Source organism: Prevotella sp. E13-27 (assembly GCF_023217965.1).
Classification (GTDB): domain Bacteria; phylum Bacteroidota; class Bacteroidia; order Bacteroidales; family Bacteroidaceae; genus Prevotella.
In genome coordinates this window covers 1,381,200-1,404,664 of record NZ_JALPSC010000001.1, presented here as the reverse complement: position 1 = coordinate 1,404,664, position 23,465 = coordinate 1,381,200, and the positions used below count along the sequence as shown (strand labels likewise).

Annotated in this window: 16 protein-coding genes; all 16 read left to right on the top strand. The window is 48.8% G+C overall.

Going from position 1 to position 23,465, the window contains the following annotated elements; all coding sequences use genetic code 11:
- The first annotated feature begins 36 nt into the window (after window positions 1–36).
- Window positions 37–1,497, top strand: coding sequence for a UDP-N-acetylmuramoyl-L-alanyl-D-glutamate--2,6-diaminopimelate ligase (locus tag M1L52_RS05740; RefSeq protein WP_248614579.1), 1,461 nt, complete (start codon window positions 37–39; stop codon window positions 1,495–1,497).
- Window positions 1,498–1,577: 80 nt separating this feature from the next.
- Window positions 1,578–2,849: a phospho-N-acetylmuramoyl-pentapeptide-transferase gene (gene mraY / locus M1L52_RS05735; protein WP_248613982.1), complete on the top strand. Its 1,272-nt coding sequence runs from the start codon at window positions 1,578–1,580 to the stop codon at window positions 2,847–2,849.
- A gap of 128 nt (window positions 2,850–2,977) precedes the next feature.
- Window positions 2,978–4,369: a UDP-N-acetylmuramoyl-L-alanine--D-glutamate ligase gene (gene murD, locus M1L52_RS05730; RefSeq protein WP_248613981.1), complete on the top strand. Its 1,392-nt coding sequence runs from the start codon at window positions 2,978–2,980 to the stop codon at window positions 4,367–4,369.
- A gap of 101 nt (window positions 4,370–4,470) precedes the next feature.
- Window positions 4,471–5,724: an FtsW/RodA/SpoVE family cell cycle protein gene (locus M1L52_RS05725; RefSeq protein WP_248613980.1), complete on the top strand. Its 1,254-nt coding sequence runs from the start codon at window positions 4,471–4,473 to the stop codon at window positions 5,722–5,724.
- Between the two features lie 19 nt (window positions 5,725–5,743).
- Entirely contained in the window at window positions 5,744–6,871 is a 1,128-nt protein-coding gene (gene murG / locus M1L52_RS05720) for an undecaprenyldiphospho-muramoylpentapeptide beta-N-acetylglucosaminyltransferase (protein WP_248613979.1), read from the top strand.
- Entirely contained in the window at window positions 6,861–8,240 is a 1,380-nt protein-coding gene (murC, locus tag M1L52_RS05715) for a UDP-N-acetylmuramate--L-alanine ligase (RefSeq protein WP_248613978.1), read from the top strand. The genes murG and murC overlap by 11 nt, the downstream gene beginning before the upstream one ends.
- Window positions 8,241–8,244: 4 nt before the next feature.
- Window positions 8,245–8,985, top strand: a complete 741-nt coding sequence (locus M1L52_RS05710; RefSeq protein ID WP_248613977.1) for a cell division protein FtsQ/DivIB — start codon at window positions 8,245–8,247, stop codon at window positions 8,983–8,985.
- Window positions 8,986–8,992: 7 nt separating this feature from the next.
- Window positions 8,993–10,468, top strand: a complete 1,476-nt coding sequence (gene ftsA / locus M1L52_RS05705) for a cell division protein FtsA (RefSeq protein ID WP_248614578.1) — start codon at window positions 8,993–8,995, stop codon at window positions 10,466–10,468.
- A gap of 71 nt (window positions 10,469–10,539) precedes the next feature.
- Window positions 10,540–11,865, top strand: coding sequence for a cell division protein FtsZ (gene ftsZ, locus M1L52_RS05700; RefSeq protein WP_248613975.1), 1,326 nt, complete (start codon window positions 10,540–10,542; stop codon window positions 11,863–11,865).
- A gap of 32 nt (window positions 11,866–11,897) precedes the next feature.
- Entirely contained in the window at window positions 11,898–13,370 is a 1,473-nt protein-coding gene (locus M1L52_RS05695; protein ID WP_248613973.1) for a UDP-N-acetylmuramoyl-tripeptide--D-alanyl-D-alanine ligase, read from the top strand.
- Between the two features lie 181 nt (window positions 13,371–13,551).
- Complete coding sequence (locus M1L52_RS05690) at window positions 13,552–14,562, top strand: fimbrillin family protein (RefSeq protein ID WP_248613972.1); 1,011 nt, start codon at window positions 13,552–13,554, stop codon at window positions 14,560–14,562.
- Between the two features lie 68 nt (window positions 14,563–14,630).
- Entirely contained in the window at window positions 14,631–17,801 is a 3,171-nt protein-coding gene (locus M1L52_RS05685; protein ID WP_248613971.1) for a C10 family peptidase, read from the top strand.
- Window positions 17,802–17,923: 122 nt separating this feature from the next.
- A complete protein-coding gene (locus M1L52_RS05680; RefSeq protein WP_248613970.1) occupies window positions 17,924–19,306 on the top strand; it encodes a DUF3575 domain-containing protein in 1,383 nt (460 codons plus the stop codon).
- Window positions 19,303–20,502, top strand: coding sequence for a hypothetical protein (locus M1L52_RS05675; protein WP_248613969.1), 1,200 nt, complete (start codon window positions 19,303–19,305; stop codon window positions 20,500–20,502). The genes M1L52_RS05680 and M1L52_RS05675 overlap by 4 nt, the downstream gene beginning before the upstream one ends.
- Before the next feature lie 74 nt (window positions 20,503–20,576).
- Window positions 20,577–21,980: a hypothetical protein gene (locus M1L52_RS05670; protein ID WP_248613968.1), complete on the top strand. Its 1,404-nt coding sequence runs from the start codon at window positions 20,577–20,579 to the stop codon at window positions 21,978–21,980.
- 99 nt (window positions 21,981–22,079) lie between these two features.
- Window positions 22,080–23,444, top strand: a complete 1,365-nt coding sequence (locus M1L52_RS05665; RefSeq protein WP_248613967.1) for a hypothetical protein — start codon at window positions 22,080–22,082, stop codon at window positions 23,442–23,444.
- The last annotated feature ends 21 nt before the right edge of the window (window positions 23,445–23,465 follow it).

The window sequence follows — 23,465 nt, the reverse complement described above, 5'->3', positions numbered from 1 at the left end:
AAAACAACATATATATAATATAAGGTACGCGATATGATGAAACTTTCTGAACTACTGAAGAACATCAAGACTGTGTCAGTTGTAGGCAATACTGACATTGACATTGCCGATGTAAACATTGACTCACGCCGCATAGCCAAGGGCCATCTGTTCCTTGCCATCAAAGGCACACAGACCGATGGTCATAAATACATAGGTAAAGCAATAGAACTGGGTGCAACAGCCATTGTGTGCGAAGACATGCCAGAGTCACTTGCTGATGGTGTCACATACGTTCAAGTGCCATCAACAGAAGACGTGACAGGCATCATCGCCACTACATTCCAGGGTAACCCATCAACGAAGCTGAAGCTGGTAGGAGTCACAGGCACCAACGGTAAGACGACTATTGCCACACTGCTCTACAACATGTTCCGTGCCATGGGTCACAAGTGCGGTCTGCTTTCAACAGTCTGCAACTATATTGAGGGCGAAGCCATACCTGCCGATCATACCACGCCCGACCCTATAGAGCTGAACCGCCTGCTGCGCCGCATGGTTGACGCTGGTTGTGAATATGTATTCATGGAATGCTCAAGCCACGCTATAGCACAGAAGCGCATCGGCGGTCTGAAGTTCGCTGGCGGAATCTTCACCAACCTCACCCGCGACCACCTCGATTACCACAAGACAGTAGAGAACTATCGCAACGCCAAGAAGGCATTCTTCGACATGCTTCCAAAAGATGCCTTTGCCATCATCAACATCGATGACAAAAACGGCATGTACATGGTACAGAACACCAAAGCTACCGTCAAGACCTATTCCACTCGCGCCATGGCCGACTTCCGTGCGCGTATTGTAGAGTGTCATTTTGAGGGCATGTACCTTGAGATTGATGGACATGAAGTAGGTGTACAGTTCATTGGAAAGTTCAATGTCAGCAATCTCCTTGCCGTATATGGCGCAGCCATCATGCTCGGCAAGCAGCCAGAGGACATACTCGTTGTTATGAGCACACTGAAGAGCGTTGCCGGCCGTTTGGAACCAATTCGTTCTGAAGAAGGCGTGACAGCAGTCGTGGACTATGCCCACACCCCCGACGCACTGGACAACGTACTGAAAGCCATACACGAGGTGCTCGATGGAACCGATGGAAAAGTCATCACCGTATGTGGCGCAGGCGGCAACCGCGACAAAGGCAAGCGTCCTCTCATGGCTCAGGAAGCTGTCAAGCAGAGCGACCGCGTAATCATAACCAGCGACAACCCCCGCTTCGAGGAGCCACAGGACATTATCAACGATATGCTCAGCGGTCTCGACCAGAAACAGATGAAGAAGGTGGTAAGCATCATTGACCGTCGTGAAGCCATCAAGACTGCTTGTATGCTGGCTGAGAAGGGTGATGTCATCCTCATAGCCGGCAAAGGTCACGAAGACTATCAGGAAGTAAAAGGTGTGAAACATCACTTCGACGACCGCGAAGTTGTTCGCGAAATCTTCGGAGTAGCAAAATAAAGGAAAATCGAAACATCGTTAAAACGTTATAACGTTAACGTTAAAACGAAAAAGCAAAATAACGAAACAACAACAAAGCAATGCTATACTATATCTTCCGTCTTCTTGAGAACCTGAATATCCCTGGTTCACACATGTGGAGCTACATCTCGTTCCGCTCACTGCTGGCACTCATCCTGTCATTGTGCATATCAGCATGGTTCGGTGAGTACTTCATCAAATGGATGAAGCGTCGCAAGATCTTCGAGACCGAGCGCGACCCGGCTATCGACCCATTCGGAGTAGAAAAGAAGGGTGTTCCCACCATGGGTGGTGTCATCATCATCGTAGCTATCCTCGTGCCTATCCTGCTCTTCGGCCGTCTGCGTAACATCTATCTTATACTGATGATCGTTACTACACTGTGGCTGGGATTCCTCGGCTTCATGGACGACTACATCAAGATTTTCCGCCAGAACAAAGAAGGTCTGAAAGGCAAATATAAGATTATCGGACAGGTTTCCATCGGTTTTATCGTTGGTCTCACCATCTGGCTCAGCCCCGATGCAGTCGTTCGCGAGAACGTCAACGTGGTACAGCCCAACAACGAGATTGTAGTGAAGCATAATAAAACGGCAGTAAAATCGCTGCATACCACCATCCCATTCATAAAGAACCACAACCTCAACTATTCAGAGGTTATGAGCTTCATGGGCAAGAACAAGGTTGCAGCAGGATGGGTGCTGTTTGTCATCATGACAATCATAGTAGTAACAGCCGTGTCAAATGGAGCAAACCTCAACGATGGCATGGACGGCATGTGTGCCGGCAACTCAGCCATAATAGGTGTGGCGCTGGGCATACTTGCCTATGTGTCGTCACACATAGGCTATGCCAGCTATTTCGACATCATGTACATACCTCACTCTGAGGAGTTGGTAGTGTTCCTCTGTGCTTTCGTGGGTGCAATGATTGGTTTCCTGTGGTACAACGCCTATCCTGCACAGATCTTCATGGGCGACACTGGCTCGCTGACCATCGGCGGTATAATTGGCGTCTGTGCAGTCATCATCCACAAGGAACTGCTTCTCCCAATACTCTGCGGCATCTTCTTCGTTGAGAGCCTCAGCGTCATCATACAGACACAATGGTTCAAGTTCCAGAAGCGCAAGGGCCGTCGCGTTCGTGTGTTCCGTGCAACACCTATTCACGACAACTTCCGTAAGCTTGACAATCAGCTCGACCAGACATCGACATATATTCTGAAAGGATGGCCACGTCGTCCATTCCATGAGTCAAAGATAACCGTCCGCTTTTGGATTACAACGATCATTCTGGCGGCGATAACAATTATAACACTAAAGATGAGATAAAAGACCAACCCCAGAAACCCACCCCCAACCCCTCCCGAGGGGAGGGGAATTTAGATAGAAATAAAACAAGGAGGTGAAGGGGAGTTAAGATAGAAATAAAAAGGAAAAGAAATTAGAATAATAAGAATATGAATAAAATATCAAATGACGGGACTATTCAGACATCCCTCCCCTCGGGAGGGGCTGGAGGTAGGTCCATAGTTATCCTCGGTGCCGGTGAGAGCGGTACAGGTGCTGCCGTACTGGCAAAGAAAGAAGGTTTCGATGTGTTCGTTTCCGACATGTCTAAGATTGCCCCACGCTATAAGGAGATGCTTGACAAGCACAAGATAGCATGGGAAGAGGGACAGCATACAGAGGAGAAGATCCTCAATGCCGATGAAATCATCAAGAGCCCAGGCATTCCCGAGACAGCACCCATGGTTCAGAAAGCCATTGCCAAGGGCATACACATCATCAGTGAAATAGAGTTCGCCGGACGCTATACCAACTCAAAGATGATATGCATCACTGGTTCTAACGGCAAGACCACCACAACCAGCCTCATCTATCACATCTTCAAGGAAGCAGGCTACGACTGCGGACTTGCTGGCAACATCGGCAACTCACTGGCGCTGCAAGTTGCAGAGGAGCCACATGAATACTACATCATTGAGCTCAGTTCGTTCCAGTTGGACAATATGTATGACTTCCGTGCAAACATTGCCATCCTACTCAACATCACCCCCGACCATCTCGACCGTTATAACTTTGAGATGCAGAACTATGTTGACTCGAAGATGCGAATTCTGCAGAACCAGACCGCTGACGATGCTTTCATCTATTGGAACGACGATCCTGTAGTGAAGCGTGAACTGGAGAAGTATGACATCAAGGCTGTGCAGTATCCGTTCTCTGAGCTTCGCGAGAAAGGCAGCATAGGTTATATTGAGGAAGGCAAGTATGTCATTGAGAAGCCTGAGCCATTCAACATGGAGCAGGAACAGCTCAGCCTCACCGGACGCCACAACATCTACAACTCGCTCGCTGCTGGTATAGCAGGTAACATCGCAGGAATCAAGAAAGATGTTATACGTCAGTCACTTAGCGACTTCCCTGGAGTGGAACACCGTTTGGAGAAAGTAACCACAGTTCGTGGCGTCAACTATGTCAACGACTCCAAGGCTACCAATGTCGATGCATGCTGGTATGCCCTCGACTCCATGAAGACCAAGGTGGTACTCATCGTTGGTGGCAAAGATAAAGGCAACGACTACGAGCCTATCAAGCCTCTCATTAAGGAGAAGTGCTCAGCACTCGTCTATCTTGGTGCCGACAATAAGAAGCTACACGATAATTTCGACTCTCTCGGCATCCCTGTACGCGACACCCACTCAATGAAAGAGTGTGTTGCTGCATGCTACGAGCTGGCTCAGCCAGGCGAAACAGTACTCTTGAGCCCCTGCTGTGCATCCTTCGACCTCTTCAAGAACATGGAGGACCGTGGCGAACAGTTCAAGGAACTTGTCAGAAACCTATAATCTGTAGTCTAAAGTCAAAACCCTATAATCTGTAGTCTAAAGTCTATAGTCTGAAGTCAAAAAAGCTATAGTCTAAATTCAAAAACATCTGAAGTCAAAAAATGAACCATAAAATTGGCAATCTCTTCAAAGGCGACAAAGGCATCTGGATGGTCTTTCTGTTTCTTTGTCTGATTAGCGTGGTCGAGGTCTTCTCTGCCTCAAGCACGCTGACCTACAAGTCACAGAACTATCTGAGCCCGCTCATCTATCACACCGGCATGATTATCTTCGGTGTGTTCGTGGCAATTGTCACGCTGAACATCCCATGCCGTTATTTCAAGATTATGACACCCATGTTGCTCGTCATCACGTTTATCACGCTGCTGTGGGTGCTTGTCGGAGGAGAGAGTATCAATGGCGCCAACCGTGTGATTGGTATTGCCGGTTTCACTTTCCAGCCTTCAGAGATAGCCAAAGGTACTATGGTGCTGGCTACAGCACAGATTCTCAGCGCAATGCAACGCCCCGACGGCAAGGGAGCCGACGACAATGCTATGAAATACGTGCTGATACTGGTGGTACCCTGCGTAGCACTTATCGGCATTGAGAACCTGTCAACGGCCTGTCTGCTGTTCATGGTCATCTTCCTGATGATGTATCTTGCACGTGTGCCAATGATTCAAATGGGCAAGCTTATGGGTGCCGGAGCGCTTCTTGTTGGCGTTTTCCTTACACTGGTGCTCACGCTTGGAAGCATAGAGAAGGTTGATGAAGACCAAGCGCCTACCGCTGCAGCCACCCATGGTAGCAAAGATGAGATTTCCGGAGGCGGTATCTTCCACCGCTTTGCCACATGGCGTAACCGAATACTGAAACATTCAGAAGACGATGACGTGCGTCCAGAGGACTACGACATAAACAAGAACTTCCAAGTGGGACACGCTAATATTGCCATCGCATCATCGGGCGGTATTGGCAAAGGACCGGGCAACTCCACTGAGCGCGATTACCTGCCACAGGCTTTCAGTGACTTCATCTATGCCATCATCATAGAAGAGACAGGCTTCATAGGTGCTGCCGTGGTGGTGTTCCTATATATCATACTTCTTATCCGTGCCGCAAAGATTGCCAACCGCTGTGAAAATAATTTCCCGGCGTTCCTCGTCATGGGACTGGCATTGCTGCTTGTCATACAGGCAACCATCAACATGATGGTAGCCGTAGGTCTTATGCCCGTAACAGGACAGCCACTGCCGTTGATATCAAAAGGCGGAACATCGACCATCATCAACTGTGCTTACATTGGTGCCATACTCAGTGTAAGCAGGAGTGCAAAGACTACGACCCTTGCCACTGAACCGAAAAAAGAATAAAACACAATAAATTACTGCTATGAATAACAAAGAGAACAACGGTTTACGTATTATCGTCAGCGGCGGCGGCACTGGCGGTCACATCTTCCCTGCCATTTCCATCGCCAACGCGATAAAGGCCGAACATCCAGAAGCAGAGATTCTGTTTGTCGGCGCTGAGGGACGCATGGAGATGCAACGAGTACCTGCTGCTGGCTACGAGATAAAAGGTCTGCCCATCTGTGGCTTCGACCGTAAGAATCTTCTGAAAAACATCATCGTTCTCTACAAGATATGGAAAAGCCAGCGCATGGCAGCCAAGATAATAAAAGAGTTCAAGCCCATGGCTGTAGTGGGAGTAGGCGGCTATGCCAGCGGCCCTACGCTGAACAAGGCAGCCTCAATGGGTATTCCGTGTCTCATTCAAGAGCAGAACTCATACGCTGGTGTGACAAACAAACTTTTGGCAAAGAAGGCTCAGAAGATATGTGTTGCCTATGAAGGCATGGAACGATTCTTCCCCGCTGAGAAGATTATGCTGACGGGCAACCCAGTGCGCCAGGCCCTGCTTGAGACAACAATCACTAAGGAAGAAGCATTGAAATCGTTCGGCTTGGATCCAACACGTAAGACAGTGCTTCTCGTTGGAGGAAGTCTTGGAGCGCGCACCATCAACGAGAGCGTACTAAGCCATCTGAAAGAAATCGAGACAACAGACCTGCAGTTCATCTGGCAGACAGGAAAATACTACAGTGCCGAGATTGCCAAGAAGCTCCAGGAACTTGGACAACCCCAAAATATTGTTGTCACCGATTTCGTAAGCGACATGGGAGCTGCATATAAAGCTGCCGACCTCGTCATCAGCCGTGCCGGAGCAAGTAGCATATCTGAGTTCTGCCTCATCGGCAAGCCTGTTATCTTGGTGCCAAGCCCCAACGTGGCTGAAGATCACCAGACGAAAAATGCCATGGCACTCGTGAACCGCGGCGCAGCACTCTTCGTCAGCGACGCCGATGCTCCAGAGAAGCTCATCAGCCTTGCCATAGCCACTGTTGACGACGAGGAAAAACTGAAATCGCTCAGCGAGAATGCCCTTAAGATGGCACTACCTAACTCTGCCGAGATAATTGCAAAAGAAGTGATAAAATTAGCATATAATGGAAATTAAAGACTTAAAAGCCGTTTACTTCATAGGTGCCGGTGGCATAGGAATGAGTGCCATAGCACGCTACTTCATACGCCGTGGGCTTGTTGTTGCAGGCTACGACAAAACCCCTTCGGAGCTTACACGCCGTCTTGAAAAAGAGGGTATGATGATTCACTATGAGGAGAATCTTGAGGAGATTCCTTTCGCCTGCAAACAGAAGAATTCATGTCTTGTCATTTACACTCCTGCCATCCCTGCCGACCACAAGGAGCTGCTGTTCTTCCAACAGAACGGATTTGAGATACAGAAGCGTGCACAGGTGCTCGGCACTCTGACACGCCACATGAAAGGTCTATGCGTTGCTGGTACCCACGGCAAGACCACCACATCTACCATGTGTGCCCACATCATGCACCAAAGTCATCTTGACTGCAACGCTTTCCTTGGCGGCATATCAAAGAACTATGGCACCAACTATATACTCAGTCAGTCAGACTATGTAGTCATTGAAGCTGACGAGTTCGACCGTTCGTTCCATTGGCTATCACCATGGATGACAGTCATCACATCTACAGACCCAGACCATCTTGACATCTATGGAACAAAAGAGGCCTATCTGGAAAGCTTCCGACACTACTCAGAGCTCATACTCCCCGGTGGTGCACTCATCATACACCGCGACCTCGAGATGAAAGAGAATCTGCAGGATGACGTGCGCCGTTATGACTACAGTCGCGACGAGGGCGATTTCCATGCAGAGAACATACGCATAGAGAACGGTGGCATCACGTTCGACTTCATATCACCTATTGAAAGTGTTAAGAACATTGAGCTCGGACAGCCTGTGCCCATTAATATAGAAAACGGTATAGCTGCTATGGCTATGGCTCAGCTGGCAGGCTGCACAGCCGAAGAGCTTCGCTATGGCATGAAGACTTACGGAGGTGTGGATCGCCGTTTCGACTTTAAGATAAAGAGCGACAAGCTGGTCTTCCTCAGCGACTATGCCCACCATCCGAAAGAGATCTATCAGAGTGCGAAGAGCATTCGCGAACTATATCACGACCGTCACATCACGGCAATATTCCAGCCTCATCTCTATACTCGCACGCGCGACTTCTACAAGGACTTCGCCGACGCGCTTAGTCAGGTCGATGAGGTTATTCTCACTGAGATATACCCAGCACGTGAGCTGCCCATTGAAGGCGTAACGTCACAACTCATCTATGACAACCTGAAAGATGGCGTAAAGAAACAGATGATCAACAAGGCCGACGTCCTTTCGCTCGTAAAGAGTCGCGACTTCGACGTGCTCATCATCCTTGGAGCAGGCGATCTGGACAATCAGGTTCCTCAGATTACCAAGATACTGGAAGAAAGAATAAAATAGACCTATGGACTGGAAGAAAATATCCCTTATTGCTCTCGACATCGTCATCGGTGGCTACCTTATTTTAGCCGTTACGGCTTTCAACAAGCCCGACGATGCTGACAACACGTGCCATGACGTGAGTATCAGCATCACGCAGGACACCGCCGAGGGATTTCTTAGCGTTCCTGACATAGAGCATCTGCTGCGCAAGTCGGGCATATCCCTCATCTCAAGACCGATGAGGAACATTAACACGCGCCAGATAGAAGAACTGCTTGAAGGCAACGATCTCATTGATAACGTTGAGTGCTACAAGTCCATTAACGGACTACTCTGCATTAAGATAAGCCAGCGCACGCCAGTAGTGAGAGTCATCTCCATGACAGGTGAGGACTATTATGTAGATAACCACGGCATCATCATGCCGCACAACAACTACAGCTGTAATCTGCTTGTGGCAACAGGCTATATCAGCAAACAGTTCGCCTCGAAGGTGCTGGCACCAACGGTTTGCGAGATTAACGAGAGCCCATTCTGGAAGAACCAGATAGTGCAGCTCAACGTGCTCAACGACTGTTCCATAGAGATAGTACCGCGTGTTGGCGACCACATAGCTTATCTCGGACAACCCACCCATATCTCCGAGAAGCTCGACCGACTGCGGAAGTTCTACAGATACGGTCTCACCAAGGCTGGGTGGAACCGTTATTCACGCATCAGCGTTGAGTTTGAAAATCAGATAATATGTAAAAAAAAGAAATAATAACATGATGGCAGAAAAAGAGTTTATTGTAGCGATTGAGCTCGGTTCATCGAAAGTGACGGGCATCGCAGGACAGAAGAAGCCCGATGGCAGCATCAACGTTCTGGCGCTGGTGAAAGAAGATTCTTCTCAGTTCATCCGCAAGGGTGTAGTGTACAACATTGACAAGACAGCCCAGTGTCTTACCAACATCATCAAGAAGATGGAAACACAGCTCAAGACCCGCATCACTCAGGTGTTCGTGGGTGTGGGAGGTCAGTCAATACGCGGTGTGCGTAATGTCGTTGCAAAAGACATGCCCGATGACACCATCATCACTCAGGAGATGGTGGCAGAACTCATGGAAGAGAACCGCAACTTGGATTATCCTGACCAGAAGATCCTGGATGTGGCAGAACAAGAATACAAGGTTGATACCGTCATGCAGCTCGACCCTGTAGGCATACGCGCCTCTCACCTTGAAGGCAACTACCTGAACATTCTTGAGCGCAAGTCGTTCTTCCAGAACCTGAACAAATGCTTTGAAACAGCAGGCATAAAAGTTGTGGAGATGTATCTTGCCCCACTGGCACTTGCCAACGCTGTGCTTACCGAAGCTGAGAAACGTTCAGGATGTGCCCTCATAGACCTCGGTGCCGACACAACCACCGTCAGCGTCTTCTACAGAAACGTTCTCCGTCATCTGGCTGTCATACCCCTCGGTGCCAACAACATCACTAAGGATATAGCTCAGCCACTTCAGATGGAGGAGAGCGAGGCTGAGAAGATGAAACTCAAATATGCCTCTGCCTATACTGACAACAATGAGATTGACGACACTCTGAAGTACTCCATCGACCAGGAGCGCCAGGTGGAAAGCCGCAAGTTCATCGACATCGTTGAAGGCCGCCTTGAGGAGATTATCCTCAATGTTCGCGAACAGATTCCCAATGAATACTGCGACAAACTCCTTGGCGGCATAATCCTCACTGGCGGCGGTTCTAACCTGAAGAACATTGAGCGTGCCTTTGCCATCCACACTCACTTCGATAAGATTCGCATTGCGAAGTTCGTCACTCTTAGCATCAGCTCAAACAACGAACTCATCAAGAACCATAATGGCATGATGAACACCTTGCTCGGACTTCTGGCCAAGGGATACATCAACTGTGCCGGTAACGAGATTGATCCAAACCGCGACCTCTTCGAAGATGACAACAACGTCTATCAGGCTAATGGTCAGACTGAGCGCACACCTCGTCAGGCACATGAAGTAGGCCCAGGCGTCATACTCACCGAGCAGGAAGAGAAACTTGCCGAAGAGGAAGCTCGCCGCAAACGTGAGGAACAAGAGCGCCAGGAAGAGCAAGAACGCTTGGAGCGTGAAAAAGCAGAACGCTTAGAGCGCGAAGAAGCCGAACGCAAGCGTAAGGAGAACAGCTGGTGGAACAAGCTACGCAGAGGTCTCACCGACTTCGGAGAAAAGATGGTAAGCGATGAATAATGAATAACAAAAGTAATCATAATTACTAATTACTCATTACTAATTACTCATTCAATAAAAAAAGAAAAGCAATGTCAGACTTCAATAACGATATTCTCGATTTCGGCGTTCCCGAAGAGAAACACAGCATAATAAAGGTCATCGGCGTAGGTGGCGGTGGCGGCAATGCAGTAAACCACATGTATCGCGAAGGCATACACGACGTAACCTTCGTAGTTTGTAACACCGACAATCAGGCGCTAAACGACTCGCCTGTACCCATCAAGCTCCAGCTCGGTCACGAGGGCCTGGGTGCAGGTAACCGTCCTGCCAAGGCTAAGGCTGCTGCTGAAGAGAGCATAGAAGACATCAAGCGCATGCTCAGCGACGGCACACGCATGGCGTTCATCACCGCTGGCATGGGTGGAGGCACCGGCACTGGTGCTGCTCCTGTCATCGCTCAGGTATCCAAGGAGATGGGTATCCTCACCGTGGGTATCGTCACCATTCCGTTCCGTTTTGAGGGCAACCGCAAGATTGACCAGGCTCTTGACGGTGTGGAAGAGATGTCAAAGCATGTCGATGCTCTGCTCGTCATCAACAACGAGCGCCTGCGCAGCATCTATCCCGACCTGTCGTTCATGGCAGCCTTCGGAAAGGCTGACGACACTCTGTCAATAGCAGCAAAGTCAATAGCAGAAATCATCACTGTTCACGGAGTTATGAACCTCGACTTCAATGATGTTAAGACCGTACTCGAGAATGGTGGCGTCGCCATCATGTCAACAGGCTATGGTGAAGGCGAGGAGCGTGTTAAGAAGGCTATCGACGATGCCCTCAACTCACCTCTGCTCAACGACAACGACATCTTCAACTCAAAGAAGATTCTGCTCAACATCTCGTTCTGCGATCAGAAAGATTCGAAGGACAACTTCATGATGGACGAGATAAACTATGTTCATGACTTCCTCGCCAACTTCGGCGACTTCGAAATCAAGTGGGGTGTTGCCAACGACCCCGAGCTCGGTAAGAAGGTTAAGGTGACCATCCTCGCAACAGGCTTCGGAATAAGCAATGTCGATGGTATGCAGGAGCGTATGACGAAGTTCTCGCGCGAAGATGCTACGAAGCTCGCTGAGGAACAAGAGCGCGAGGCACGCAACATGGATCGTCGTGAGAAGTTCTACGGTGGCGACAACACCAGCCGCCGTGTGAAGCGTCGTCCCAACATCTATATCTTCCGTCCTGAGGACCTTGACAATGATGACATCATCTCTGCCGTAGAGTCAACTCCTACCTATAAGCGCACTCGTGAGATTCTTGAGAGCATAGGTCAGTCAGAGACAAGACAGGACAATAGCTATGCTGCCGACGCTGCATCACAGGAAGTAACACCGGGTACCATCAGCTTCGTATAGACCGTCTCTCAACATCAGCTTTAGTTAGACCCATGACCATCAAAGAACTCTATCAACTCTACCAGCAGCACCCATGTATAACCACTGACAGCCGCGACTGTCCCAAGGGTAGCATCTTCCTGGCGCTGAAAGGCGCGTCGTTCAACGGCAACGACTATGCCCTTCAGGCACTGGAGAAAGGCTGCTCCTATGCAATAGTGGATACCCCCACCTGCCCCCCCGAAGGAGGGGAGTGGCCTAACGGCTACCAAGTCTACGACCTCCGCAACAACGTCAGTGATAAAAATTATCCCTCTTCTGCAAGTGACGATTCTTCCTTAATCCGCAAGGAACTCCCCTCCCTCGGAGAGGCCGGGGGAGGTCTCATACTAGTCGACGACTGTCTTCAGACCTACAAAGACCTTGCCCGCGAGCACCGCCGTCAGTTCAACATCCCCGTCATAGCCATAACAGGCACCAACGGCAAGACCACAACGAAGGAGCTCATACGTGCCGTGCTCTCAGAGAAATACAATGTCCTCGCTACCGAAGGCAACTTCAATAACGATGTTGGTGTGCCCAAGACTCTGTTCCGTCTGAACAGCAGTCATGAGATAGCTATCATAGAGATGGGAGCCAGCCATCCTGGCGACATAAAGACACTGGCAGAGACAGCAGAGCCCACCTGTGGACTCATCACCAATGTAGGACGCGCTCACCTGCAGGGTTTCGGCTCTTTTGAAGGAGTAGTCAAGACCAAATGTGAGCTCTATGACTTCCTGCGCACACAAAAGGATGGTCACATTTTCCTTGATGCCGACAACGACAACCTTGTAGATCAGTTAGAGGACGAAGACTCACTGTGGGTCACCCCCTACTCTACCGACCCCGAGAAGCAATATACATGCATCTCAGGCGAGGTCGTTGCCTGCGACCCACTGCTAAAGTTCCGTTGGCGCAAGCCCGTCATGGAGCTTGAGGAGGAAGGAGCATCACAGAAGTGGCACAAGGTGCAGACCCATCTCATAGGAGCCTACAACATTGACAACCTACTGGCAGCCATCGCCGTAGGCATCAACTTCGGCGTTGACCGTAAAGCCATCTGCCACGCCCTTGAGAACTATGAACCTACCAACAAGCGCTCACAGCTCATGGAAACAGCACATAACCGTCTCATCGTAGATGCTTACAATGCCAACCCGTCAAGCATGGAGGCTGCCCTTGAGAACTTCCGCCTCGTAGAGGCACAACGCAAGATGGTAATACTTGGCGACATGCGCGAGCTTGGTCCCACAAGCCATGAGGAGCACCAGCATATCGTTGACCTCATAGCAAACACTGGTGTTGACACTGTGTGGCTCGTAGGAGAGGAGTTCGGCTCCACGACTTGCCCCGCCTCCTATCGCAAGTTCACTGATGTAGAACAGGTAAAGGCAGCCATTGCTGCCGAACAGCCGTCAGGCAACACCATACTCATAAAAGGGTCCAACGGCACACGACTATACCAGTTGCCAGAACTACTCTGACATTCTTGTAAACACAAACAGCCGCCTCGCAAAGGCGGCCGTTTTTATTTATTAACATATATCGTAAATTATTTTAAAGAATGTTACTACACATACATTTCTCGACTCTATGTAAACTTTTTTGTCTAATTTTGCACGCCAGTATAGATTAAATGACTAAAAAAAAGGACAGAACAACTATATGAAGGCTAATATACTATCACTTTTTGCTTTCTTGCTACTTCTCTCTTGTACTACCGACGATGTTAGTCTTTCGTCGGCTGCCAATGACCTTGGAGAAAACGGTGATGGCAAGCTGGAAATGGTGCCAGTAAGATTTTTCGGATATAACATTGCTGTCGATGTAGAAGAACAGTCTGCACGAGGATGGAAGTCACAGCAGACTCGTGCAGGTAGTGACAAGACTGCTTTCATCGAGAACGACGAGATAGGTTTGTTTGTCACCAACACAAATACTGTACCGGACGGCACACTCTCCACATCGGTCAGCGCAGCCTATAACAACCACTATCAGTTCAACAACAGCAACGAGCTAATCTCTATCGACGGTAACATTGTATATCAGTACAAAAAGCCTACCACGCGCCAGAGCTATCGCTACACAGCAGTCTATCCCTATATTTCCGGTTTGCAGGCAGATGGAGGCACCTTTTATGTAAAGGCGGATCAGAGCAGCCAGAGCGATTTTTACTTCAGCGATTTTGCTATCGCCGACTCCATCAACGACTCCACCATTGTAAATCTGAAGTTCTACCACAAGATGAGTGAGATAATCATTATCTTTAATCGTGGTACAGGCACTTCATTACTGACGGAACTTAAAACGACACTGAAGAATATCCATCGTGGTGTAAGTATCAATCTCAACAGCGCCGACCAAGTAAGAGCTATTACAACTGACGAAGCCGATTCTGTTGTATGCTACAACGAGAACTTCTACTACGCAGATAGACGCATCTGCCGTGTCATCATCCCAGCGCAGACTCTCTCGTCGTCAGTACCCCTTGGCGTGGTAAAGAAAGGCGACAAGAACTATACACTGAAACTCAAGAACTCCATAACCCTCCAACAAGGACATCGTTACATATGCCAAGCTACGTTCAGTAATGATGGTGCCATCGTCGGTGGGGACCAGCAGGATCCCAACATCAGCGACACCCGCAGCTGCATTCTTCGCTTTGAAGAGGAGTAATGAGCTGCTATCGATGATGCAACTCTGCCACTTTGGATAATGACTTTATGAGATTGGTCGATATGAACATGAAACGCAATATATTGCTATACATATTATTACTCGTATGCGCGGTAACCTTTGCCGGCCCCGTGAGCATGCGTCAGGCTCAGCAGAAAGCTACTGAGTTTGCCGCACAGAAAGGCTTGAGCCGTCAGGCTGCCGTCCGCCTTGCACCACGCAAGCATGCTCCACAGCAACCATCGCAGCCGGGTATTGATGCTTATGCAAACTACTATGTCTTCAATATCGGCAGTGAAGAGGGCTTTGTCATCGTCAGTGGCAACGACGAGACGCCGTCTATTCTCGGCTATGCCGACGGCGGTTCTTTCGACGAAGACAACATGCCTTCTAATATGCGGCAATGGCTGAAGGAGTATGACCGACAGCTGACCTTTTTGGAGCGCCATCCCAACGCTCGTGCCGTGAAGAAAAAGGTCACCCTTGCCTCCATTGCGCCGCTGCTTACATGCACATGGAATCAAGGTTCGCCCTATAACGACTTGTGTCCCATTTATAACGACAAGCGTTCCGTAACAGGTTGTGTGGCTACCGCCATGGCACAGGTGCTATATTATCATCGCTATCCTGCCAGCACTACCGCAACTATTCCAGGCTACACGACCCGGAAACTCGGTATAAACGTCGATTCCATCGTGCCGACCTCTATTGACTGGGCAAACATGAAAGACAGCTACAACGGCAGTGAGAGTGCAGCGGAGAAGAACGCCGTAGCTACACTCATGAAGCTATGCGGTGCCTCCGTGATGATGGACTACACTCCAAATGAGAGTGGTGCATACTCCGACGATGTTGTTTCGGCAGCCAAGCTTTTCTTTGACTATGATGATGCCACTGTATTGGCCAATCGTGATGACTACACTGCGGGCAACTGGGATGCTATTATCTACCAAGAACTGGCCGCCAATCGCCCGGTCTTCTACAGCGGAAGCAGCACTGGCGGTGGTCATGCCTTCGTCATAGACGGATACGGCCACGACGGTCTCTTCCACGTCAACTGGGGATGGGGTGGCAGTTGCAACAACTATTTCCTCCTCTCAATTCTCGATCCACAAAGCAACAGCGGCATAGGTGCCAGCTCCAGCACCGACGGCTACAGTTTCGGACAAGCAGCAATCATAGGCATGCAGCCCAATACTGGCGAAATAGCAACAGAGTCTTTCGCACTCAGTACTGTTGCCATGGAAGCCGAGCAGTCGGTCGTTGAGAAGAGTGGCGACAGCTATCTTCTAAGTTATTACACTAGCATTTACAACCAGACGGGTAGTGATCATAAATTCAACATAGGAATCTATGTTGATGACAAGAGCCACGATGGCGAGAACAGTGTTATCGTGAACTATGGTCAGGATAATATTAAATCCGGTTGGGGCTATGCAGTCAGGCATCTTAGCTACAATTTGACGTTGCCTGATGGTCATTACACCATCTACAACATCAGTCGCGAGTCCGACAATGGTGAGTGGATGCTCAACCATGGTTATGACCGTTATTATATCGATGCCGTCATAGCAGACAACAAGATGACGCTCACGTCGCCAACTGTCAATCTCACAGGCTTTATTGAGGTTACCGGCAATCTTGAGGTGGGCGGCAATGTGGAAGTTATCAGCTGGATTCAGAACAATGGTCCCTTCTTCAATGGAACATTATACCTCAGAGAGAACGGTGAGGATGTTGGTGCTCGTGTCTATGAGAGTAATGCCGGTTCGAGTCAGACGCTGAGTATGTACTATCAGCCGGAGTCTGCCGGAAGCAAGACCCTCTCTCTTGTACACCGCTATTATTCTTTCGAAAATGGCCTGCGCGTAGTGAAAGAGTTAGTCATAGCTGAGAAGAACATCACCATTGAGTCTCCAAAGGCGTACGATCTCGCCATTAGCGGTGTTATCACCAATGCCGATGCCAACAAGGTTATCCACAGCGGTACAGCTCATCTACGTCTCACCGTAACCAACAACGGCGCCAACGACTACCTCGACCAGTTACTAGTGTACACGCTGAACCCGGTTGACAATTTAAAGAAAAGTTGGTATTACAAGGATAGTTACTTCGCCAATATTCGTGTCTTTGCAGGCGAGACTAAGACAGTAGATGTTGACGTGCCTGACCTCACCAATGGTAATTACTGGTTCATTGTCTTTTACAAGAATGAGGGAACATACGACAGAGATCACGACTACGAGGCCTTCTATGACTATACAGTCGCTATACCCGACCGTACTATTACGCTCTATCATGCTGACGGCACTTCTGAGGTCGTCGATGCCTCTGACCATATCACCGTAACCGATGAGGTAACTGCGGTAGATTTGAGTGGTTTCGAATTCACCAGCGTCACGCCAAACATTAATCCCAACACCCTCTATATCGTCAACCCCGACACAGAACTCCCCACAGGATTGGAGTATTGCAATATCATCCGCAATGGAGTCTGCGAATCCCTTGAGCTAATCGATGGTTATGATTTCGTAAGTCCGCTAACCTTCAATGCCAACGCAGTTAGATATACACGCGTCTTCCATACCGGCGCTGATGGTACCGGTGGATGGAGCACGCTCTTCGTGCCTTTCGACGTGGACTACGTAGAGTGTGAAGGCAACCACATACAGTGGTTCACATCTGCTACAGACAGTGGTAAGGATTTCTGGGTGAAGAGCTTCGAGGGCGACTATAACAACACCCTCTATTTCGACTACGCTAATGAAATACGCGCCAACAAGCCTTATATAGTGGCAGTTCCCGGAAACAGATGGGGCAGTGCTTGGGATCTCACTGGTAAGTATATCACTTTCGTAGGCACGCCCACCACGTTCCAAAGCAGCAGTCCTTTCGCCGATAATGGTACGGAATACAATCTCATGGGATCCACCTACAGAGAGGAGCACAGCAATATTTACATGCTTAACGATGAGGGTATAACCTTCGAACTGAACACAACGTTAGTAACCAAACCAGCTTTCCGCGCTTACATAGAGAGCAATGGCGGAAATATTGCTCCTTCACGCCAGCTGGCCATACATCAATGGACTCAAGTCACCGGCATAAATGAACTACAGCCCACTGCCGGCAACGCGACAGCCATATACAATCTCAAGGGACAGAAAGTATCAACGCCCACCAAGGGCACACTATATATAAGAGATGGGAAGAAGTTTATAGAGCATAACACTCCTTAACCATTTTCCACCTGTTAGTTAAAGAAAATAAATATTAATATTAAAAGAAGTGCGGTTTTGGCAAAAAAAACAAATTTGACTAATTTCGCACTTTGATTTGAGAAATATAGACAACGATTCTCGTGAGACAGTACATAAAGCATATAGCTTTCATCATAGTCATGCTCCTTACTGCTAATCACGCAAAGGCGCAGATAAACCACGAAGTTCTCGACAAGCCCGACACGTTAGGCGTGTTGGAGCGCTTATCGGTGAGCACCAACGTGGTAGACTGGACGCTATTGCTGCCAAACATTAGCGTGGAGTACGACCTGTCGAGCGTTACATGGAACCGTTGGTCGGTTGGACTGAAAGTCAGAGGAAACTGGCAAAACTCTCACACCTATAAGCCATCAATGGTCTATAACTTCTCGGAGATCCGTGGCGAGGTGCGCTATTATTGGCGCACGCGCTTATATAGCAAAGAGGACGCCCAAAAGAAAAAAGAGGAACCGAACAGGAAGCAATATCTTCCTTTTCCTAAGAACACCAACATATTGAAGAAGCTATTTTCATGTAGAAGAGACACGTTAAAGCATCCCAACACCACTTATTATAGGGGTGCATACGTGGCATACAACAACTTCTCTCTGCTCCTCGCAAAAGAGGGCAAGCAGGGTTCGTCTGTTGGTGCAGGCTTCCTCTATGGCATAGTGAAACCTCTTTATCAGTTCAAGAACGGCAATGCTCTTGACATGGATCTCGGCATCAGCGGAGGTCTCTACTTCACCCGCTACGACAAATTTGAACACAACCGCGAGAGCAATTGTTACCATCGCCTTTCAACGGGCTCATGGCATCTGTCTCCAATACCAATGATCAACGAATTGCGCCTCGCACTTGTCTATCGCTTCACCAAGGACGCTAAGCACCAGCTGCCTGAACGCTATCGCTGGCGCTACGATGTCGATAAGAAGTATCGTGAAGCTCTTGACGACAGCCTTAAGAGCTGGGAAGAAAAGGCAGAGGATGTCCGCAAGGAGCAGGAACGTATAGACTCTATCCAGAATTACTTCGACAAGGTATTCCAAAAGGTATATCCTGAGTTCCTGAAGCAGAGCCAGGAGAAGAAGGCCGCCGAAGACGAGAAGGCAAGGAAGAAAGCTGAGGCAGAGCAAGCAAGCAAGCTGAAAGCCAAAGAAGAGGAAAAGCTGAAGGCTCAGCAAGAGAAAGAGCAGAAAAAGCAAAAGGCAGCTGCCAAGAAAGCGGCTAAAAAGGGAAAAGGCGCAGAAACCTCAGAGGGTGCAACACCAACCAATCTTGCCCCCCCCACTCCCACTGAGCCCACTACCCCCATAGAATCCACTGAACCCAATAAGCCCATAGACCCAGCTGAGTCTACTGAGCCCACTGAACCCGTCACCCCCACTGACCCCGAAGCTCCTGAGGAAACAAAGGAATCCCCTGAGGAGCAGCCGACAGAGACCCCTGCCACAGAAGGCGAGGAGAAAGGAGGTGACGAATGAAGCGTTTCACATCACTATTCTTATTCTCATGCCTGCTGCTGGTCATTGCCTGTCAGACTGACGTGGAGCTATGCGACAGAGACGAGCATCCACACACGGTTGGCGTGTCTTTCAAGTATGACTGGGGAGGCACCAAAGCATCAATACCGAACAATATGCTAGTCATTGCCAACCGTATCGTCAACATGAAGAAGACACCGATATCCGTCAACTCATACAACGGCAAAGGCTATTTCGTAGCCCCAAACCCCGCTGGCACGCCCGCATTCACCCCTGCTGACTCTTTGATGGACAGTTTCTGGATTCCTAAAGGCACATATAAGTTCTTCACGTTCAATATGGAGAACGATGAATTGATTAACAGCAGTGTGCGAGAATACGTAGAGAAGCCAGAGATGCCCAAGGAGGACATTATCATTCACTACCGCACCTACGAGCGCAACGACACGCTACTGAAGTTCCGCATTCCAAGCTGGACAGACCACAACTACTACTCAGAGTACATCCAATATGCCACGTCACCAATCTACTTCGATTCACTGTCAAACATGGAGATTGATGAGGGTAAAACATACGCCCTGCGTTTCCGTCCACACGATCTCACGCAGAAGATAGACATCTACTTCAATATCGCCAAGGAGTTTAAGACCAAGAACAATACACTCCAATATTTCACAGTAGATTCAGTGTTCGGCGAGATATCGGGCATTCCCAGCGCCTTCAACATCGCCACAGGATATGTTGAACTTGAGAAGACCAATAAGATGATGTTCCCCACCGACAAAATTAATGACGATGAGAAGGCCAAGTCGGTGCGCTGCCATGCCGAGATTCACATCCCCGGCATTCTGCCCAGCCGTTTACCAACCATCTATATGGGAGCTGGTATCATGCAGGTAATGATATTCTGTAGTGTCGAGGATCCTGATGGGAAAATTAATCCTGATGGCACTAAAGAGCGAAGGGGTAAAAAGATACAAGGAAAGATTAACCTCTTTAACACTCTGGCTGCAACCCCATCCCTTGATGTTGCTGAAGACAACAAGCACGCCAAGAAGACAAAGCCGTCGCTGAAGCTTGATATTAAGGCCGACATGAAGGTCAACGGCGAGAGTATCATGGAGTCAACAGACGACAAGGGCGGTATCGATGTATGGCGCATGGACAGTATATCAGTGAACCCATATCATATATAGTACATAATCGATATAGAAACCGTCAACCGTCCCAACGACGATGAATTAAGAAAGAAGAAAAAACTAATGATCTGATGAAACAGACATACTACATAAAGACAGTACTCACCGCGCTTGCCACGACTGCGTTCATGGCATGCACGGAGTCCTACCCTACTATGATTTTGGAAGAGACGAAGGCCAACATCCACGACCTGAACAGCGACAGTACGGCAAACCGTACGCCGGTGCTACTCTTCATCAACCAGCAGGACCTTTTCACAGTCACCGCAACGCGCGGCATGGGAGAGTTCCCTCCTGAAGACCTCAGCAAATACTCCAAGGGAGCTGTCTATATCTATGCCTTCCGTGACGGGCGCAACACCCAGGGCGAGCTGACAAGTTATGCCGACCTGACTAAGAGTGCCTATGCCACAGGCTACCCTCACGACCCAGATTTTGCCGACTGTCTTATCGACGGCGATGACTATACACTTGGCCTGAGAACCTTCGTACGTCCAGGTTCGTCAGGTGAGCTGAAATACACCGCAGAGGATTTGAAGGAGGACACACTCATCACCTATGACCAGATCATGGATCATGTATGCTACTATAGCGATCGTCACCAGGAGGCCCCTTACAACTTCTTCGCCTACTATATTGATGAGCTGGACAAGAACCGTGTGCTTAACAGCAATGTCCACCGTACACGGGACAGCATCTGGTATGATATCAGCATCGACGGCACACAGGACATCATGTGCGGTATGGCACCGCCACTCAAGGATGTTCTTGACACGTGGTACCCCAATCAGAACAAAAGGCTCTCTGATAACGAGCGCAGCGTCATCCGCAACGGCTATAGCAAGTTTTCTGCCGACCGCGACATTCACCCATATATCAGAATGGAACATCAGCTTACGCAGCTGAAATTCAAAATTTACCCAGGCGATGCCACAGCAGACGATATAGTGATTCAGAAGATAGAAGTATTATTCCGCCACAACGGTCACATGACCATTGCCACTCAGGATCCCTCTAAAAGCAAACCGAAGGTATGGTTCGATGGTACGCCCGACTGGGGTAACCTCAATTTCCCTGCAGAGGATCTGGAGTTTCCCGTTGATGAGTCTGGTAACAAAATCGACGTAGGCGGTTACACCGTAAAGTGGGACAAGAATGCCAAAGGGGAATGGTATGATCAGTCCAGCAAAGATGTTGGAAGAGGTCTCATTCTGCCATGCGACACCATATACGAGATGCGCATCCACTATAAGCAGAAAGCGGCAAAGAAGGAAGGTAGTCCAAAGGAGTGGTCGTTCTCTAAGATATCTCAAAAGAACATCGAACTTAACAATGTTAAAAACAAGTGGTTCCAGCCAGGCCAGCGCTATGTGGTAAGCATTGCCGTCTTCGGCCAAAAGGGCATTCAAGTATATACAGCCTTCGAAAAGTGGAAAGACGGAGGTTCAACCGAAGTCGTTGACGATGGTTGGTAATTATTAATCAAAATAGGAGGAAACAAGAAAAGAAACAAGAAACAAACATTACGAATTAACTTTTTAATTAACTTTTTTATTCACTAACACTTTAAAAACATGAAGAAAATTATGTTTTTTGCGCTTGCAGCAGCAGGTTTGTTCGCAAGCTGTACGTCAGACGACGTAGTGATTGCTGATGAGGGACAGAATCCCGCAGCTCAGCAGAATCTCGACGGTCGTGAAGTTATCAAGATTGGTCTTGGCAACGTATCGACTATCATGACCAAGGGTACAGGTACCGTTGGTGGCGTAAAGAACGGCACTAATGACGACCTCGACCACAACTGGAAAGGACAGGCATTCCGCATGTTTATGTTCAAGCATGCCATGAATGACGGTACAAAAGGTGCACTTACTTTCAACCTCGCCACTAACGACTTGAAGTATAGTGACAACACGCCAGCTGATGTTTTTGCCCTCTTTAACAACGACTCTCTGATTTCTCAGGGTCATGCAGGTATGTCTGCCAAGGCTATTGACCAGCTTACAGCTGCAGCCCCCTATGACAAGCTGATTCGTTACTATCCAAACGAGGCTAAGCAGGCCTATGAATTCATCGCCTATCGTGCCGATGATTCAGTAACCATCGTGAACAATTACAACCCGGCAACATTCTCTTACGATGGCGACTCTCTGACAGTGAAGTTTGACATCGATGGTTCACAGGACGTGCTGCTCGCTAAGTCATCGGCTATAAAAGGAGATGGCACAGATGTGACTGATGCAACAGAGCTGAACAACTCGTTCTCTGCTTGGTCTTCTCGTCATAACATCTACCCGATGCTTAATTTCCAGCACATGCTCACTCGCTTCACCGTAGAGATTCAGGCAGGTGACGAAGTGACAGCAGCCAACGTGAAGGTTGACTCTATCGCTATCTTCTCTAAGAACAAACCAACTATGACACTGGCATATGCTGATGCCCTTGATCATCCTCTTGATTCTTCACGTATAGTTTGGGACCCCATCGTCTATGAGGCTAACTATGAGGGCGACCTCGACCACGTTGTCTCTGGTGGTGCTTGGCTGAAGATGAAGCAGCGCGACACCACACCAGGCGTCAATGCGGACAGCGTGAATCTCGTTAAACTCGATGCTGACCAGCCCATCTTAGAGAATGTCTTCACAAAGTTCGGTGAGGCCCTAATGGTAAACCCCAGCGATTCTGTCTATAAGATCCGCGTTTACATCAACGAGGACTTGGCCAACGGAACATCTCTCTCAACCCCCAACTATGCTTCTTACGTAGAGGGTAACATCAAGATTCCTGCAAACCACACATATGCAAAGATCAGCACCTCTTACAACGTGCGTCTTACCATCTTCGGTCATAAGATTGTCACTGTTGAGACTAAGCTCGAGCCTTGGACAAACGGTGGCGACATCGATGTTAACGAGCAGGACAACTGGACAACCAACTAATGTTCCGTTCCCATTCATTTA

Excerpts from the sequence above, each read along its gene's own strand:
- M1L52_RS05740 (WP_248614579.1), top strand. The coding sequence starts at position 37 with ATGAAACTTTCTGAACTACTGAAGAACATCAAGACTGTGTCAGTTGTA.
- mraY (WP_248613982.1), top strand. The coding sequence starts at position 1,578 with ATGCTATACTATATCTTCCGTCTTCTTGAGAACCTGAATATCCCTGGT.
- murD (WP_248613981.1), top strand. The coding sequence starts at position 2,978 with ATGAATAAAATATCAAATGACGGGACTATTCAGACATCCCTCCCCTCG.
- M1L52_RS05725 (WP_248613980.1), top strand. The coding sequence starts at position 4,471 with ATGAACCATAAAATTGGCAATCTCTTCAAAGGCGACAAAGGCATCTGG.
- murG (WP_248613979.1), top strand. The coding sequence starts at position 5,744 with ATGAATAACAAAGAGAACAACGGTTTACGTATTATCGTCAGCGGCGGC.
- murC (WP_248613978.1), top strand. The coding sequence starts at position 6,861 with ATGGAAATTAAAGACTTAAAAGCCGTTTACTTCATAGGTGCCGGTGGC.
- M1L52_RS05710 (WP_248613977.1), top strand. The coding sequence starts at position 8,245 with ATGGACTGGAAGAAAATATCCCTTATTGCTCTCGACATCGTCATCGGT.
- ftsA (WP_248614578.1), top strand. The coding sequence starts at position 8,993 with ATGGCAGAAAAAGAGTTTATTGTAGCGATTGAGCTCGGTTCATCGAAA.
- ftsZ (WP_248613975.1), top strand. The coding sequence starts at position 10,540 with ATGTCAGACTTCAATAACGATATTCTCGATTTCGGCGTTCCCGAAGAG.
- M1L52_RS05695 (WP_248613973.1), top strand. The coding sequence starts at position 11,898 with ATGACCATCAAAGAACTCTATCAACTCTACCAGCAGCACCCATGTATA.
- M1L52_RS05690 (WP_248613972.1), top strand. The coding sequence starts at position 13,552 with ATGAAGGCTAATATACTATCACTTTTTGCTTTCTTGCTACTTCTCTCT.
- M1L52_RS05685 (WP_248613971.1), top strand. The coding sequence starts at position 14,631 with ATGAAACGCAATATATTGCTATACATATTATTACTCGTATGCGCGGTA.
- M1L52_RS05675 (WP_248613969.1), top strand. The coding sequence starts at position 19,303 with ATGAAGCGTTTCACATCACTATTCTTATTCTCATGCCTGCTGCTGGTC.
- M1L52_RS05670 (WP_248613968.1), top strand. The coding sequence starts at position 20,577 with ATGAAACAGACATACTACATAAAGACAGTACTCACCGCGCTTGCCACG.
- M1L52_RS05665 (WP_248613967.1), top strand. The coding sequence starts at position 22,080 with ATGAAGAAAATTATGTTTTTTGCGCTTGCAGCAGCAGGTTTGTTCGCA.